The following is a 17,688-nucleotide window of genomic DNA, read 5'->3' on the forward strand; positions in this document are numbered from 1 at the left end:
TAGAAAAAGTACATATAAATTATGGAGGCAGTTATGATTAAGGTAGGAATTATCGGATCAACAGGATATGCAGGACAGGAGATAGTAAGAATTCTTCTTGGACATAAGGAAGCGGAGATCGTATGGTATGGATCAAGAAGCTTTATAGATCAGAAGTATTATCAGGTATACGGCAACATGTTCCAGATCGTGGATGCAAAGTGTATGGATGACAACATGGAGGAGCTTGCCTCACAGGTAGATGTAATATTTACCGCCACACCACAGGGACTGTGCGGATCACTGGTAAATGAGGAGATACTGTCCAAGGTCAAGATCATAGACCTCAGTGCAGATTTCAGAATAAAGGATGTTGCTACTTATGAGAAGTGGTACAAGATAGAGCACAAGAGCCCACAGTTTATTGACGAGGCTGTGTATGGTCTCTGTGAGATAAACAGGGAGGATATAAAGAAGTGCAGACTTCTTGCAAATCCTGGATGTTATACAACTTGTTCGATCATTTCACTCTACCCACTGGTTAAGGAAGGTCTGGTTGATGCCAACTCCATCATCGTTGATGCTAAGTCTGGAACATCAGGTGCAGGAAGAGGCGCGAAGATCGCAAATCTCTACTGTGAGGTCAACGAGAGCATCAAGGCTTATGGTGTTACAACACACAGACATACCCCTGAGATAGAGGAGCAGCTTGGATATGCGAATGGAAGTCCGATAGTCATTAATTTCACTCCACATCTTGTTCCTATGAACAGAGGAATACTTGTAACAGCATATGCCAACCTCAAGGAGAAGGTCGACTACGATACAGTGAGAGCTGCATACGATAAGTACTATGCAAATGAGAGATTTATCAGAGTCCTCGACAAGGATGTATGTCCTGAGACAAGATGGGTTGAGGGAAGTAACTATGTGGATGTCAATTTCAAGATAGATGAGAGAACAAACAGAGTCATCGCCATGGGTGCACTTGACAATCTCGTAAAGGGAGCAGCAGGTCAGGCTGTGCAGAACATGAACATCATGTTTGGATTTGACGAGGCTGAGGGTCTTCGCATGGCTCCTGTTTTCCCATAAACATCAGGTTTGAAGCATTTGCCTCAAAATAGACACTTGGAAATAAGGTGGTAGGATGAAGATAATTCCGGGAGGCGTGACCGCCCCTGCGGGCTTTAGGGCAGCGGGACTTCACGTTGGAATAAGAAGAAATAAACTGAAAAAAGATATGGCACTTTTGGTGAGCGATGTTCCGGCTCATGTGGCAGGAGCATTTACACAGAACATGGTTCAGGCGGCTCCGGTCATATACGACAGGCGGCTTTGCCAGAATGTGGGAATGTGTCAGGCGCTGGTGGTAAACAGCGGTGTGGCAAATACCTGTACCGGAGAGCAGGGAATCCATGATGCGGAGGCCATGGCGGCTCATGTAGGTAAGAGCCTTGGCATAGATCCAAGCACGGTTGCGGTGGCTTCTACAGGAGTCATAGGAATGAGACTTCCGATGGATGTCATACAGAGCGGTATAGATATGCTGGTGTCGGAGCTTTCATATTCTATAGATGCCGGAGTGGATGCCGCGGAGGCGATCAAGACGACTGATATCTATAAGAAGGAGATAGCCGTAACTTTAGAGATCAAGGGGCAGCAGGTCACCATCGGAGGTATGTGTAAGGGATCAGGAATGATCAATCCTAACCTGGGAACCGTACTCAGCTTTATCACGACAGACCTGAATATCAGTTCAGAGCTGCTGGGCAAGGTGCTTAAGGCTGATGTGGTCGATACATACAACATGGTGTCAGTGGACGGAGATATGTCCACCAACGACACTGTCATGATATTTGCAAATGGCATGGCGGGCAACGAGGAACTGCTGGAGACCGATGACGACTTTCCTGCATTTGTCGAGGCAATAAGATATATCAACCGCGCATTTGTCAGGGCGATAGCCTCGGACGGCGAGGGTGCTACCAAGATGTTTCAGGTGGATGTGTCGGGCATGCCGGATAAGGATACTGCAAGACATCTGGCAAAGGCGATAGTGGCCTCCAATCTTGTAAAGTGCGCCATGTACGGAGCTGATGCCAACTGGGGCAGAATAGTGTGCGCCATGGGACAGAGCGGCGTGAAGTTTGATCCATACAGGGTGGATATAGAGATAGCCAGTGTGGCAGGACATCTTGAGATCGTAAAGCATGGAGTGACAACTGATTACGATGAGAAGGAAGCAAGCCACATACTTTCTGAGAAGCAGATAAAGCTCAAGGCGCATATGAATATGGGAGATGAGACGGCCACAGCGTGGGGCTGTGATCTCACATATGATTACATCAAGATAAATGCGGATTACAGAAAATAGACTGTAGTCAATAATATGAAATAGAAGAAAGAAGGACAGAGAATTGGTTATAGGTGATTACACAGTAGATCAGGTAATTGAGAAGGCACAGACGCTGATAGAGGCTATGCCGTATATCAAGAAGTTCCAGGGTAAGACAGTGGTAGTAAAGTATGGCGGAAGCGCTATGCTTGACGAGAACCTCAAGTACAACGTCATCAAGGACGTTGCCATGTTAAAGCTCGTTGGAATGAAACCGGTCATCGTACATGGTGGCGGTAAGGAGATCAGCAAGTGGGTTGAGAAGGTTGGCAAGGAGGCAGAATTTATCAATGGTCTCCGTGTGACAGATGCAGAGACTATGGAGATCGCAGAGATGGTTCTCGGCAAGGTCAACAAGAGCCTCGTAAGCCTCATGCAGAAGATCGGACTTAAGGCAGTCGGAATCAGCGGCAAGGACGGCGGTATGTTCACTGTCAAGAAGAAGTTCCCTGGTGGCAAGGATATAGGTTATGTGGGAGAGATAACAAAGGTTGACACATCTATCCTCACATCACTCATCGAGGATGATTTCATCCCTGTTATAGCACCTATAGGTGTGGATGAGAATTACGAGGATTACAATATCAACGCTGATGACGCTGCATGTGCAGTCGCTACAGCTCTTGAGGCTGAGAAGCTTGTATTCCTCACAGATATCGAGGGAGTATTTATTGATCCAACAGACAAGTCGACACTTATCTCAGAGATGGATATACATGAGGCAAAGGACATCATAGAGAAGGGTGTTGTCGGCGGCGGTATGCTTCCGAAGCTTAACAACTGTATCTCAGCCATGGAGAACGGAGTTTCAAGAGTGCATATCCTCGATGGACGTCTCCAGCACTGCCTGCTTCTTGAGTTCTTCACCCAGAAGGGTATCGGAACAGCTATCCTCAAGGAGCCTTTATTCTAGGATGCAGGGCAGAATATAACAAAGCTTCAAATATTAAAATAGTAAATTATAAAACAGTATATATGACCATGGTGGACAGCCATCTGTAAGGATGGAAGATTACCGGTCATGTATGCTGTTTTTTTATGTCTGATCTGAATCGGGGAGTTTATAAAAATGTTACATTTTTATGTATTGTAAAAAGTATCAATGAATAAGGGATAAAAGGGCTCTTTTGTGAAAAAAGTAACAAAAATGAAATAAAATAGAAATATATTGTTGTAAATTCAGAGGTGTTTAGATACAATAAACCTGTGTAATTCTGTGCTGACACAGGAGGTGTCGCACGATGAAGAAAATAATTAAAAATTTAGCATATTTATGCGTGCTGACGATGACATTATTGTGTTCCGGCTGTGGAGAAGAACAGGTAACTATATCCGGTAATTCAGAAGAGAATGTTACGGAGAAAGCTTCGCAGCAAGGCGCGGAAGAAGCCGGAGCAGACGAGAGCGTAACGATACATTCAGAAATTCCAGAATACATAACAGTTTTTGTATGCGGAGCAGTGAAGAATGAGGGTGTATATGAGCTCGAAGCCGGATCCAGGGCGAATGATGGCCTTGAGGCGGCGGGAGGATTCTCCGATGACGCAGATACCGTTGCGGTGAATCTTGCAGATGTGCTTGAGGATGGTCAGAAGCTGTACTTCCCTGTCGGAGGTGAACAGCTTCCGGAAGAGAGCGAAGGTGGGACAGATGCGCCGGAACAGAGACTGGTCAACATCAACAGTGCAGATGCTGCGGAGCTTATGACGTTACCGGGAATAGGCGAGACGAAGGCCTCACAGATTGTCGAGTACAGACGGAAGAATGGAGCATTTGCCTGTAAAGAAGACCTTAAGAATGTCAGTGGCATAGGAGACAGTATATATGAGAAACTGGAGACATATATATCGACAGAGTAAATGAGTCTCGGGGTAGAAAGGATGTTAAGATGAAGAAAGTTCTTGTTGTGGATGATGAGAAGTTGATTGTTAAGGGCTTGAAGTTCAGCCTGGAACAGGATGATATGGAAGTGGATACAGCCTATGATGGTGGCGAGGCTATAGAGAAGATAAAGGCCAACGATTATGATATAGTGCTTCTGGATATAATGATACCTGTATATACCGGAATAGAGGTGTGTCAGATGGTCAGGGAATTTTCAAATGTCCCAATTATCATGCTCACTGCAAAGGGTGAGGACATGGATAAGATCATGGGACTTGAGTATGGTGCAGATGACTATATAACAAAGCCATTTAATATTCTTGAGGTGAAGGCCAGGATCAAGGCTATACTTAGAAGAAGCAACCGCAAGCAGGCACCTGCAAAACCGTCAAATGTAATGGAGATCAACGGAATGAAGGTTGAGCTTGACAGCAGACGTGTATTTGTCGGTGGTAAGGAGCTTAATCTGACAGCCAAGGAGTTTGACCTTCTTGAGCTGCTCATGGCGCATCCAAACAAGGTATATTCAAGAAATGAACTCCTGAATACGATCTGGGGAGATTCCTACCCGGGAGATGCGAGAACAGTTGATGTGCATGTTAGAAGACTTCGTGAGAAGATAGAAGCTAATCCGGGTGAGCCGGTATACATTCATACAAAATGGGGAGTAGGATATTTCTTCAAGGGCTGATATGAAAAAAAAGAAACGTGCAACAGTTGAAACAGAAAAAATTGAAGAGAAGAATACCGCCCAGGAGAGATCAAGGGTCAGTATCAGAGTGGGGCAGAGAACGATCATATCGCTCATTGTGGCAGTGAGTGTGGCAGTGATCGCTTATGCAGCACTGTGGATACTGGCGGGCACTGTGAATTCGAAGAGTGAGAGAAATCTTGACAGACACGCACAGGAGTGTGCAGAATACATTGCTCATATAGTGAATGAACACAAGGCGGAGGATGATATAGGGAGAGCCGTGGACGAGATAAAGACCATGGCTTATTCTCTCTCTGCACGTATAGTTATAGTGGATACTGATTACAAGGTCGTGGTGGACTCCTATGGAAAAGACACTGGAAGATATCTGGTGGATGAGAACGTGTTCAGCGTAATGAAGGGGCAGCAGAAGTATATATCAGAGACAGAGGAAAATGTGTACAGACGCATAGTTCCAGTGATCAACAGTGAGGGCTATACAGATGCGGTGGCACTGATATCTCTTGAGACCGATGCTCTCGATAACCTGTCAATATATATGAAGAGAAATGCAACTTATCTGTTTGCGATATCTTTGATACTTGGATTGATAGCTGCTTATTTTTCGGCTAAGTTATCAGTCAGGGATGTGAACCATGTCAGAAACGAGATAGAGGGAATGAAAGGCGGCAGCCTTGAACCGATGAGCGTGGATGGTATGTTCAGAGAGACACAGGAGCTGACAAAGGATATAAACGATATATTCAACAAGGCACAGCTTCTTGAGGAGTCCCGTCAGGAATTCGTATCAAATGTCTCACATGAGTTAAAGACACCGATAACATCCATGAAGGTTCTGTCCGAGTCGCTGCTCACCCAGAGCGATGTACCGGCGGAGATGTACAGGGAATTCATGGAGGATATAGTTCAGGAGATAGACAGAGAGGCGGAGATCATAAGTGATCTGCTCACATTGGTCAAAACAGATAAGGGACCGGACAGCCTGAATAAAGAGCCTGTGGACATGAACGAGTTTATGGATCTCATACTCAAGAGACTTAAGCCGTTGGCGGAGAAGAGGAGCATACAGCTTTCATTTGAGAGCTTTGGCGATATAAAAGCTGAGATAGACAAGGTGAAGTTTACTCTTGCGATCTCGAATCTGATAGAAAATGGAATAAAATATAACATCGATGGCGGATGGATAAAGGTTTCTCTCAATTCAGACCACAGGAATTTCTATATCAAGGTTGCGGATTCCGGTGTCGGCATACCGGAGGACTGTATAAATCACATTTTTGAGAGATTCTACAGAGTAGACAAGGCGAGAAGCCGAGACACAGGTGGAACCGGTCTGGGACTTGCCATCACGAAGAATATTATTATCATGCACAAAGGAACTATAAATGTATATAGTGAGCCGGGAAAGGGAACGACATTCACGGTAAAGATTCCGTTACAGGCTCAGGAGTAAAGGATAGATATGACGAAGAAAAAAAGAATTTTGCTCACTGCCATGGTCATGGTCACGGTGGTGGTCCTTGTGGCATGTGGAAGCGACAGCAAGAGTGGCAGAAAGAAAAAAACTGTGGACGATTCAACTGAAAATCTGACTCTGTACTATGCAAACTCAACGTGGACTGATCTGTCCCCGGAGGTTGTCACCCGTGACCAGCTCGTCACGACGGAGAACCTTATCGATACTGTGATGAATGCGCTGATGGACAGCGGGGAAATGACGGATAAGCAGGTCCCGGTTCCTCAGGGCGTTACGTACCAGAGATATACATATGACGGTCAGGCAACTATCAATCTTATGTTCAACGTTGACTGGGAGGCCACTGACACATATGAGATGGTGCTAAGCAAGGCGGCATTTGTGAGAACTCTGACACAGATCGAATCGGTGAAGAAGGTTGTGTATGAATACACTGACATTGCAAATGAGAACAGTATCGTGCGTGAGGAGCTCACAAATGATTCATTTTCAGATATGGACAACTTCATGAATCCACATGAAGAGTACAACATATATATGCCGGACAGCACAGGACAGAAGCTGGTTCAGAAGACCATAGATCTGGACAGATCAGCTCCTGAATCACTGGAGGAACAGATGGTTGCAGGACTGAGAATGAGTTACGATGGAACAGTTGCACCGTTCAATGAGAAAACTGTGGTTAAGAGTGTCACTGTGGATGATGCTGACGGAGTGTGTACGATAACATTTAATGAGAGCTTTGCGGATGGAACAGCAGGTGTGGACGATGAGATACTTGTGTATTCTGTTGTGGATTCCCTCATGGAGCTTGAAGATGTCAAGAGGGTACAGATAAATGTGGATAATACAAATAACAGATTGAACAACATCGATCTCAGCAGGAAATTTACTGCTGATTATTCAAAGCTTGAGAGATAAACAGAAGTTTGAACAAAACAGGAGGATACGAATATAAAGAGACCATTATTCTGGATAGCAGTATGCTTTGCGCTTGGAGAGGCGTATAAAGAGGCGGCTGACAGTTCAGTGCTTATAATTGGTCTGATCATATTGGCTGCACCGGTATTGTCGGTTTACATGGACAAAGCCGGTACAGCCATGTTTTTTTATAGTGGCAAAGCTCATGGTGATAAAGACAGAAAGAACAGGATCGTCAGATGCGTTCTGAGTATGATGATATTTGGAATGATCTCGTTGACCGGTTATATGAATGGCTGTGCTATGTCAAAGCAGGAGAGACTCGCAGAAGAGCTCGATGGGCAGCAGCCGGGCGGTATAGAAGGAAAGGTGTACGAGATCAGGCAGTCCGGCGATGAATGGCGGGTATATGTGTATGCGGAATGGATAACATTTGGCGGAGGCGACTCAGAAGAAACTGTGGAATACCGGGGAAGATCAAAGGTATTGCTGTACATGGAAGACGTGGGAAGCCTGAAGACCGGAATGAAGCTGACCTTAAGCTGCAGTCTGTCAAGGCCGGACTCTGCAGATAATCCGGGCGAATTCGATGCGCGGGAATATTATTCGCACAAGGGAATATATATAGTAGGAAAGGATATCTCCATTCTGGAGTGTGGAGAGGACTACAGCCGTATAGGAGACATTCTGTTCAGGCTGCGTATAAAGTCCGGGGAGATCACAGACAGTGTGTTTGGAGAGACGGATGGCTCGGTGATAAAGGCAATGCTACTGGGGGATAAGAGCGGCATTGACAGGGATACGAAGAAGCTGTTTCAGATGAATGGAATAGCTCATATTCTGGCGATATCCGGTGTGCACATAGCAATAATAGGAATGACATTATTCGGCGTGCTGCGAAGGCTTACAGGGTCATATATGGCATCAGGTATAATGGCTATATCTGTGATCGTACTTTACGGAGTTATGACAGGGATGGCGAGTTCAACTGTAAGAGCCATGATAATGATGGTGATATCTGTGATCGGTCAGGTAAAGGGGCGAAGCCCTGATATGCTTACATCCGCGGGAACCGCGTCAGTCATACAGGCGCTGATTGATCCGGGTATCATCCTTGATGCCGGATTTCAGTTGTCTTTTGCCGCAGTGCTGGGGATGGCGGTGCCTGGAGCACTTATGAAAAAGCTTATTCCAACTAAGAATAAGGTAGTCAGCACACTTGTAATGAATCTGGCGATAACACTTGCCACCGGACCGCTTGTTATATTCTATTATTACCAGTTTCCGCTGTATTCGATCTTTCTGAATCTGCTCATAGTGCCATTGGTTTCTGTGATAATATTCGTGAGTATCGTCGTGATTGCGGCTATGCTTATTTTTCCCGGGATACTACAGGGCAATGAGATGGCGGTGGGCATAGGAGCGTTTCCTGTGAAGCTGATACTTGCAATATACAGGCAGCTTTGCGAATGGGCGATGAAGCTTCCATTTTACAGTATAAATACAGGCCATGTGTCGGTTATGATGATCGTAGTATTTTATATGGCTATGGTTGGAGTGCTGATCCTGCTTGTAAGAGCAAAGAGTGCAGACTGCGCCAGGGTGAGGAGGCGGATGGTCTGTCTGTGCGCTGCTGTGATCATGACCTTGTGTTGCGTGTGTTACGAAGCAGCTTCATTTGACCGGGAGTTCAGAGTTGTATTTATGGATGTTGGTCAGGGAGACGGCATACTTATAAGGTCTGGCATGGGAGTAAATATATTGATAGATGGGGGCTCGACGAGTAGCAATAAGGTTGGTGAGTACGTGATGGCGCCTGTTCTAAAGTTTTATGGTGCAGCTCATGTAGACTATGCATTTGTGACACACGGAGATAAAGATCATGTGTCCGGTATCCAATATCTTCTAAGCGATACGAACTCCGGTATCAGAATAGATAATCTTGTGGTTCCGATGTATGGTGATATTGAAAATATGGGTGAACTGCTTGAGCTGGCAGAGAAAAGAGGCGTAAATATCATATATATGGACGGCGGTTCTCAAATGTCCTGTGGCAAGGATGCAGCTAAGGTGTGGTTAAATTTCTTGCATCCGTCCGAAAAAACTGATATAAAAGATGCAAATGATCTTTCTGCGGTTATCCGTCTGGAGTATCGAGGGTACAGTGTTTTATTTACGGGAGACCTGGGAGAAGATGGAGAACGGGAGCTTATCTCGGAGGGCGGTGATCTGAGTGCTGATGTGTTGAAGGTCGGACATCACGGCAGCAGATATTCTACGAGTGGGGAGTTCCTGAGAGCAGTCGACCCGGATCTTGCGATCATATCGGCGGGGGAGAATAACCGATATGGTCATCCGCACGGGGAGACACTGGAGCGTTTGGATGCCTGTGGAGCTGATGTAATGAGTACCATAGACCATGGCGCTATATGTGTAGAGATAACGGATGGTGGAATTTCGGTAACCGGATACAGATGATCAGGGAGTTATGAGAATAAGAATTCTGAAAGGAGAACAGGGGAAGGAAGAAACGACTATGATGTGGAAAGGAAGATGAGTATGACAAAAAAACTAAAATTACTGCTGGAATTTGTAATGCTGACACTTGGCGCAGTTATAGCTGCATTTGCTATCGAAGAATTTCTCGTGCCGAACACCATACTTGACGGAGGAGTCATCGGTATAGGTATCATGATCAATAATCTCACAGAAGTGTCCCTGAGTATTCTGACGATCGTTCTTAATGTTCCGTTTCTTATAATAGGTTCAAGACAGCTTGGTAAGATGTTCATAGTTAAGTCCGGTTATTCCATGGCTGTATTCTCAGTATTTGTGGAGATATTCAAACCCCTTGAAAATGCAACCTCAGAGACCATACTTGCGGTGTGCTTCGGCGGTGTGATACTTGGACTTGGAGTTGGTATCATCATCAAGTTCGGCGGGTGCTTGGATGGAACGGAGACCGTGGCCATCATGCTGAACAAGAAAAAAGACTGGCCGGTTGGAAGAGTTGTTCTGGGCATGAATCTGATCATATATTCTATTGCGGGAATGCTCTTTGGTTTGGACAGGGCGATGTACAGTCTTCTTACATACTTTATAACATCAAAGGTGCTTGATATGGTTGAGACCGGTCTTGAGCAGGCGAAGGCAGCCATGATCATAACTGATGATGCCAGAGAGGTGGCAGACAAGATATACAAGAAGCTTGGAAGAACAGTTACCATCATGCAGGGCAAGGGAATGATAAGCGGCAACAAGACAGTGCTCTACTGTGTTATCACGAGATTTGAGATCGGTGAGCTGAAGAACATCATCAATTCCATAGATTCTTCTGCATTTGTCACAGTTACGGATGTGGCGGAGATCATCGGCAACCACATCAAGGATAATGAATACAAGGGGATCCTTGAGAAGATAGAGGAGAAGGAAGAACCGCTCACAAATCTTCCTGAGCATGAGAGTATGACGGACTTTGATGGCCTGGAGCATACCGGAAAAATAGATTAGAAAAAGCCTGTGACATATACCGGCAGATAACTGCTGTATATGTCACAGGCTTTCTTTATTGATATATGTTTTAGACTGTAGTCAATATATTACTGGATACTGTCTACAAATGCCTTGTGGATCCTGTAGTCGCTGTCAAGCTCAGGGTGGAAGGAGAGGGCAAACTGGTTGCCGTACTTAACCGCCACGATCTTGTCATCAACTGTTGCAAGGACATCAACCTCAGGTGAAGCCTCAGCCACATAAGGTGCACGGATGAAAGTCATAGGAACCTCACCGATACCTTTAAGCTCGGCCTCTGTGTGGAAGCTTCCAAGCTGTCTTCCGTAGGCATTTCTCTTTACTGTGACAGGGAGAGTGCCAAGGTGTACAGTGTCATCACCTTCGATGTGCTGTGCCAGAAGAATAAGTCCTGCACATGTGGCAAGAACCGGCATGCCACCCTTGATCTGAGACTTTATAGTGTCGAACATGTCGCTGTCTCTGAGAAGCTTTCCTTGGACTGTGCTCTCACCGCCAGGAAGGATCAGGGCGTCATAAGGCTTGTTCAGATCTCCGGCATTTCTAAGTTCTATGCATGATACGCCGAGCTCGGAAAGTACATGCTCATGCTCTGCGAAAGCTCCCTGTACTGCCAATACACCAACCTGCATATTACTTACCCCTTTCTGCCATGAGGATTGCGATCTCCTGCTCGTTGATACCAACCATAGCCTCGCCAAGTCCCTCTGAAAGCTTTGCAACGAGATCAGCGTCATTGTAGTTTGTTGTTGCCTGTACGATGGCAGCAGCACGCTTAGCAGGGTCTCCTGACTTGAAGATACCTGAACCTACGAATACACCCTCAGCACCGAGCTGCATCATGAGAGCTGCATCGGCAGGAGTAGCAACACCGCCGGCTGCGAAGTTTACAACTGGGAGACGGTGATTCTCATGTACGTACTGAACGAGATCGTAAGGAACCTCAAGCTTCTTAGCTGCCTCATACAGCTCATCTGTTCTCATGCTGACGATCTCAGCGATCTGGCTGTTCATCTTTCTCATATGTCTTACGGCCTGAACGATATCACCTGTACCAGGCTCGCCCTTAGTTCTGATCATTGAAGCACCCTCGTTGATTCTTCTGAGAGCCTCGCCGAGATCCTTGGCACCACATACAAATGGAACCTTGAACTGTCTCTTGTCAATATGGTATACGTCATCTGCTGGTGAGAGAACCTCGCTCTCGTCGATGTAGTCAATCTCGATGGCCTGAAGGATCTGAGCCTCTGCAAAATGTCCGATACGGCACTTAGCCATAACAGGGATTGATACAGCGTTCTGGATTCCCATGATCATCTGTGGGTCGCTCATACGTGATACACCACCGGCAGCTCTGATATCTGCTGGGATTCTCTCAAGTGCCATAACTGCACAAGCGCCGGCAGCCTCAGCGATCTTAGCCTGCTCAGGTGTTGTAACGTCCATGATAACTCCGCCCTTAAGCATCTGGGCAAGTTCCTTATTTAACTTATATCTTTCTGTTGTCTCCATGTTGAACCTCCGTTATAATTAGATTTGTGTTTATTGGAGTGAGTGTACATAAACTCACAATCTGTAGGTGATTATAAAACCAAAGTGACATTATAAAAATAATCAATATGTGATTATAAAAACAGGTCAGATAACCTCTGATATTATCAAAATACATAGAAAAACAGGTCAGATTTGCCACATAAGATATAATTATGGTAGAAACTGGTACTGTATTTTGAAAATCATATTGTGAGACATAAGCTTGATGAAGGAGAAACGTAATGGCTGCAACAAAGAAAAAAGAAAAAAAGAACGCGATGGCGGTCATAAACCAACATATAAAGACGGGGGAGTTTGCCAAGATATATCTTCTGTATGGGGAGGAGAGGTATCTCGTGAACCAGTACAGGGATAAGCTGCTGTCGGCTCTGACTGATAAGGACGATAATCTGAATTTTATGAAATTTGCCGGAAATGGGATCGATACATCTGAGCTTCTTGCATTCTGCAACGAGATGCCATTTTTTGCGGACAGAAGAGTTGTCCTTGTGGAGAACAGTGGTCTGTTCAAGAGCAGCAACGAGGATTTTGCAAAGAAGCTGGTGGAGATAGAGGATACATCAGTTGCCATATTTGTAGAGATGGATGTGGACACCAGGTATAAGCTGTTCAAGGCTGTGGACAAGAATGGAGAGGCTCTGGATTTTGCGACCCCTGATGAGAAGATGATGGTCACGTGGGTGAAGTCACTGTTCCGTGCCGATGGTGTTGCCACCACAGACACGGCGATATACAAGATAATCGAAGCTGCTAACATGGATATGAACTGTATCAAGAATGAGGTTGACAAGATGATAAGCTACGCCGGAGACACGAAGCAGGTCAGCGAGCATGATGTGGATCTTCTGTGCAGTCAGGATGCGGAGAGCAAGGTGTATCAGATGATAGACTTCATCATTGCAAAGCAGAAGGAGAAGGCTTGCAGTATGTATCACGATCTTCTTGAGAATAAGGAATCGGCGATCATGATAAACGCATGTATCATGAGACAGTTCAACAAGCTCCTTCTGGTAAAGATGGCATTATCAGATGGCGCGCAGGACGCCAGCCTGGCGAAGATCGCAGGATGCCCGGTGTGGGCAGTGAAGAATTACAAGGCTCAGTGCAGGGGCTACAGCATGGCACAGCTTAAAGACATAGTGGAGAACTGTCAGGACATGGACTACAAGCTCAAGACCGGACAGGTTATGGATAACGCAGCGATGGAGGTCATGATCGTGGAGCTGTGTGAGATGCAGTAGGAGACTGGTGATGATATTAGATATTGAGGCAAAAAAATAACCACTGTGAAAACAGTGGTTATTTTTTATATAACTATGATTGGTTCAAATATATGCAGCCGTTTAATATATCCAAATCCTTGTGTCAAAGTTATGTAGTTATCAGCCAGATGCTTAAGCCATCTTGTTAACTGCAACTGCAAGACGTGATACCTTACGAGCAGCGTTGTTCTTGTGGTAGATGCCCTTTGAAGCAGCCTTGTTGATCTCTGATGTAGCAACAACAAGTGCCTGCTGAGCAGCAGCCTTATCACCAGCAGCGATAGCAGCCTCAACCTTCTTGATAACTGTCTTAACCTTAGACTTGATCATCTTGTTTCTAAGTGTCTTCTTCTCGATAACATTGATTCTCTTCTTTGCAGATTTGATATTAGCCAAAATTCTTACCTCCATAAAATCTAATTAAATATAATAAGGTTTTACATTAAAACCGGACACGGACAATTCAATGTAAACATACTCACATATAATAGATGAAACGCAATTCGTTGTCAAGACTAAAAAACAAAAAATTGCGCATTTTCGCGGATTATTTTCATGTTGTTTCCTAAGAAAAATGAAGTAAAACAACGTGTTACTTTCCTTTACATAAAAAGGGGTAAATGGTATCATATATGCAGTGGGTCTTAATGATCCATACATATTATAATACAGGAAAAGCAGAGAAATATACAGATGTTTAAATATAGATTTTTTCAGGTGATAATGGCACTTTCGCTGGTCTTGCTGATCATCTCCACGGCGATAATGTGTTCGTTCAGCGTTTTCAGGGTTGCGGAGAAGAGCTACAAGCCGAGTAATAGCGGCACGATAAGTTCAGTCATGAATAACGGACAGACTGAGGAATTATCAGAATTTGATGCGTGGGTGGAATACAGTATCGTGCTGGATGCCCTGGATGGGGACAGCGAGCAGGAGTACAGGTTTGGCAACGTATATCTGTCCACTGAGAATGTGATGAGGCTTGAACAGCTTGCAGACATCAAATCCAAGGCAAGCAATGGTGTGTTCATATCCATTGTGCTTCTGGTGGCATGCTTTGTAGTCATAAGGAGAAGGAGACTGTATGAGTGTGTTGTATGGGGCGGCGCTGCAGGCGTTATAATAGGAATAATCAGCTTTATAGCCATGGCGGTATCCGGCAGCGGAATCATGTATGGCATAAGAAGAATGGTGTTTGGAGAAAGCTATGCGGAGCTTTTTCCGGGACACGATGTCCTGCCGGATATAATACCGGCCGGTACGGGAACGAAGGTTCTTTGGGTGTATGTTGGAACGATATTTGTTGGACTTGTGGTTACTATCATAGTCAGGGTTATAAGCTATAAGAAATCACGTCCACACAAATTCAGATAGAAGGTTACATAATGGGAGGTAGTTATGAGAAAAAGAATCGAGGAGTGGATAAACTGGGTGCTCTATGATGAGCTCATTGCCAGCAAGATCAATGCGCCAAAGCATTTGCTGGGAATCCATGATTATGGTGAAGGTCAGATAATCGTTGTGTACAAGCCGGGGGCAATCAGGGTAGAGGTTACATCGCGCACAGGTAAGAAGATACACACCATGGAACAGATGACAAATGAAGGACTGTTCGCCATTTATTTTGATAAGAAGGAGTACGATGGCAACAAGTACAATGTTGTCACCACATATGAGGATGGCACCATTATAAACAGTGCAGATCCATATTCATTTGAATCGCTTATCACGGATTTTGACACATACCTTTTTGCGGAGGGTAGACATTACAATATATATGAGAAGCTTGGCGCACACCCTATGACTATAGACGGTGTACGTGGAACCTACTTTGCAGTGTGGGCTCCTCATGCAAGACGTGTCAGTGTAGTCGGTGATTTCAATCTCTGGGATGGTAATGTAAATCCTATGCAGATCACGGCAAATGAGGGAATATACGAACTGTTCCTGCCGGGCGTGGAGCCAGGTGCTGTGTACAAGTATCAGATCATGACAAGATATGGAGAGATACTGTACAAAGCGGATCCATATGGCAACCAGTGTCAGATGAGACCTGAGAATGCCTCTGTGGTTGCGGACATAAGCAGCTATAAGTGGAAGGATACATCATGGATGAAGGATAGAAGCAAGATCAGCCGTACTGACAGAATGCGCATGCCTATGTCCATATACGAGATGCATCTCGGCTCATGGCACAAGAAGGTTGAGGATGACGATGCAGGCTTCTACACATACAGGGAGCTCGCTCCTATGGTGGCAGACTATCTCAATGAGATGGGATATACGCACGTAGAGCTCATGGGTATATCAGAGTATCCATTTGACGGCTCATGGGGCTACCAGGTTACCAATTATTATGCACCGACCAGCAGATATGGTGATGCAGTAGATTTTATGTATTTCGTTGATTATATGCACAGCAAGGGAATCAGTGTTATCCTCGACTGGGTGCCAGCACACTTTCCTAGGGATGCGCACGGACTTGGACGTTTTGATGGGATGCCTCTCTATGAGCATCCGGATCCAAGAAGAGGAGAGCATCCTGACTGGGGCACATATATATTTGACTATGGCCGCAATGAGGTGGCAAACTTCCTCACGGCAAATGCTCTGTTCTGGGTCGAGAAGTTCCATATAGACGGACTCCGCGTGGATGCTGTGGCATCCATGTTGTATCTTGACTATGGCAAGCAGGATGGACAGTGGCTTCCGAATGAGCATGGTGGAAACGAAAATCTTGAGGCAATAGCACTTATGCAGAATATAAACCGCATCATGGAGGAGAGAAATCCGGGGGCATATCTAATAGCAGAGGAGTCAACAGCGTGGGCAGGTGTAACTGCTCCGGCATCCATGGACGGACTTGGTTTCCTGTTCAAGTGGAATATGGGATGGATGAATGACTTCCTTGAGTATATGCAGATGGATCCATATTTCAGACAGAACAATCAGAACATGCTGACTTTCAGTCTTTCGTATGCGTATGCTGAGAACTATGTTCTCGTCATATCCCATGACGAGGTAGTTCATCTCAAGCGTTCAATGATAGAAAAGATGCCTGGCAGCGAGGAGGACAAATTCGCAAATCTCAGAACTGCGTACGGATTCATGTATGGACATCCGGGCAAGAAGCTGCTCTTTATGGGGCAGGAATTTGCACAGCCTAGAGAGTGGAGTGAGGCGAGAAGCCTTGACTGGTTCGTCTTAGACAATCCGCTCAATCAGGGCATGGAGAGGTATGTCAAAGCGCTCAACAAGCTTTACAATACCAATGATGCGATGTATGCGAATGACACAGATCCAATGGGATTTGAGTGGACAGACTGCGATCACCCGGACATGAGCATACTTTCATTTGTAAGACGAGGCTCAACTCCGAAGAAGCAGCTGCTTTTCGTATGCAACTTCACTCCGGTTGAGAGAGATAATTACAGTATACCGGCTCCGTGCTACACGACATACAAGGAGATACTCAACTCAGATGATGTACAGTTTGGCGGAAAGGGCAGACTCAACAGCAAGCCGGTCAAGGCACTGGACAAGAAGAATGCCAGAACTCCTTACAGTATAGACATCACGGTTCCACCACTCTCAACAGTTGTGTTTGAGTACGATTACACGGATATGTCACCTGAGCTTGAGAAGAAGGAAGCGGCAGCCAAGGCGGCTGCAAAGAAACGTGTGGACGCTGCAAAGAAAAAGGCTGCATTGGCACAGAAGAAGGCTGAGGAGATAAAGAAAGACGCTGAGAAAAAGGCATCAGAGCTGAAGAATGATGCAGAGAAGAAGACTGCTAAGTTGAAGAAAGAAGCATCTGAGATATCAAAAGGGATCAAGGATGATATAGCTGATATAGAAAAGTCAGTGACGGCTGTTGCTGATGATATCCGGAAAGATATAAATTCACGAAAAAAATAAACTTGCAATATGAGACAACAGGTCATATAATGTCAATGTAAGTGCAAAG

15 protein-coding genes are annotated in these 17,688 nt (G+C 45.3%); 12 read left to right on the forward strand and 3 right to left on the reverse strand.

Annotated elements, in window-relative coordinates; genetic code table 11:
* Nucleotides 1-33 precede the first annotated feature (33 nt).
* From argC to DXD11_RS00850, 9 genes are all read left to right on the forward strand, one after another.
* Nucleotides 34-1,074, forward strand: a complete 1,041-nt coding sequence (argC, locus tag DXD11_RS00810) for an N-acetyl-gamma-glutamyl-phosphate reductase (RefSeq protein ID WP_118757580.1) — start codon at nucleotides 34-36, stop codon at nucleotides 1,072-1,074.
* Nucleotides 1,075-1,129: 55 nt separating this feature from the next.
* A complete protein-coding gene (gene argJ / locus DXD11_RS00815; protein ID WP_118757581.1) occupies nucleotides 1,130-2,356 on the forward strand; it encodes a bifunctional ornithine acetyltransferase/N-acetylglutamate synthase in 1,227 nt (408 codons plus the stop codon).
* A gap of 43 nt (nucleotides 2,357-2,399) precedes the next feature.
* A complete protein-coding gene (gene argB / locus DXD11_RS00820) occupies nucleotides 2,400-3,290 on the forward strand; it encodes an acetylglutamate kinase (protein WP_117548634.1) in 891 nt (296 codons plus the stop codon).
* A 328-nt stretch (nucleotides 3,291-3,618) separates the two neighbouring features.
* Nucleotides 3,619-4,236 carry a ComEA family DNA-binding protein gene (locus DXD11_RS00825; protein WP_118757582.1) on the forward strand — a complete coding sequence of 206 codons (618 nt, stop codon included), beginning with the start codon at nucleotides 3,619-3,621 and terminating at the stop codon, nucleotides 4,234-4,236.
* 29 nt (nucleotides 4,237-4,265) lie between these two features.
* Complete coding sequence (locus DXD11_RS00830; RefSeq protein ID WP_015533197.1) at nucleotides 4,266-4,952, forward strand: response regulator transcription factor; 687 nt, start codon at nucleotides 4,266-4,268, stop codon at nucleotides 4,950-4,952.
* A 1-nt stretch (nucleotide 4,953) separates the two neighbouring features.
* Entirely contained in the window at nucleotides 4,954-6,429 is a 1,476-nt protein-coding gene (locus DXD11_RS00835; RefSeq protein WP_117548636.1) for a sensor histidine kinase, read from the forward strand.
* Between the two features lie 9 nt (nucleotides 6,430-6,438).
* Nucleotides 6,439-7,374 (forward strand): GerMN domain-containing protein, encoded by a 936-nt coding sequence (locus DXD11_RS00840; protein WP_242992589.1) that lies wholly within the window; start codon nucleotides 6,439-6,441, stop codon nucleotides 7,372-7,374.
* Nucleotides 7,375-7,482: 108 nt separating this feature from the next.
* The gene (locus DXD11_RS00845; RefSeq protein ID WP_158579411.1) at nucleotides 7,483-9,852 is read left to right on the forward strand and encodes a DNA internalization-related competence protein ComEC/Rec2; all 2,370 of its coding nucleotides are present in this window, start codon (nucleotides 7,483-7,485) and stop codon (nucleotides 9,850-9,852) included.
* Between the two features lie 81 nt (nucleotides 9,853-9,933).
* Nucleotides 9,934-10,884: a YitT family protein gene (locus DXD11_RS00850; RefSeq protein WP_117548638.1), complete on the forward strand. Its 951-nt coding sequence runs from the start codon at nucleotides 9,934-9,936 to the stop codon at nucleotides 10,882-10,884.
* Nucleotides 10,885-10,973: 89 nt separating this feature from the next.
* Here DXD11_RS00850 and pdxT read toward each other — a convergent pair whose 3' ends face one another.
* The gene (pdxT, locus tag DXD11_RS00855; RefSeq protein WP_117548639.1) at nucleotides 10,974-11,537 is read right to left on the reverse strand and encodes a pyridoxal 5'-phosphate synthase glutaminase subunit PdxT; all 564 of its coding nucleotides are present in this window, start codon (nucleotides 11,535-11,537) and stop codon (nucleotides 10,974-10,976) included.
* A 1-nt stretch (nucleotide 11,538) separates the two neighbouring features.
* Complete coding sequence (pdxS, locus tag DXD11_RS00860) at nucleotides 11,539-12,417, reverse strand: pyridoxal 5'-phosphate synthase lyase subunit PdxS (protein WP_118757584.1); 879 nt, start codon at nucleotides 12,415-12,417, stop codon at nucleotides 11,539-11,541.
* A gap of 263 nt (nucleotides 12,418-12,680) precedes the next feature.
* Here pdxS and holA point away from each other — a divergent pair, with 263 nt between their 5' ends.
* Entirely contained in the window at nucleotides 12,681-13,700 is a 1,020-nt protein-coding gene (holA, locus tag DXD11_RS00865) for a DNA polymerase III subunit delta (protein ID WP_015533192.1), read from the forward strand.
* Nucleotides 13,701-13,853: 153 nt separating this feature from the next.
* Here the strand turns inward: holA and rpsT are convergent, their stop codons facing one another.
* Nucleotides 13,854-14,117, reverse strand: coding sequence for a 30S ribosomal protein S20 (rpsT, locus tag DXD11_RS00870; protein WP_022059403.1), 264 nt, complete (start codon nucleotides 14,115-14,117; stop codon nucleotides 13,854-13,856).
* Between the two features lie 297 nt (nucleotides 14,118-14,414).
* On the opposite strand from rpsT, the gene DXD11_RS00875 reads away from it, so the two are divergent.
* Both DXD11_RS00875 and glgB read left to right on the forward strand, forming a co-directional pair.
* Nucleotides 14,415-15,095: a hypothetical protein gene (locus DXD11_RS00875; protein WP_118649257.1), complete on the forward strand. Its 681-nt coding sequence runs from the start codon at nucleotides 14,415-14,417 to the stop codon at nucleotides 15,093-15,095.
* Nucleotides 15,096-15,119: 24 nt separating this feature from the next.
* Nucleotides 15,120-17,639 carry a 1,4-alpha-glucan branching protein GlgB gene (gene glgB, locus DXD11_RS00880; protein WP_118757585.1) on the forward strand — a complete coding sequence of 840 codons (2,520 nt, stop codon included), beginning with the start codon at nucleotides 15,120-15,122 and terminating at the stop codon, nucleotides 17,637-17,639.
* The last annotated feature ends 49 nt before the right edge of the window (nucleotides 17,640-17,688 follow it).

This window comes from Coprococcus sp. TF11-13, assembly GCF_003481085.1.
Taxonomy (GTDB): domain Bacteria; phylum Bacillota; class Clostridia; order Lachnospirales; family Lachnospiraceae; genus Coprococcus; species Coprococcus aceti.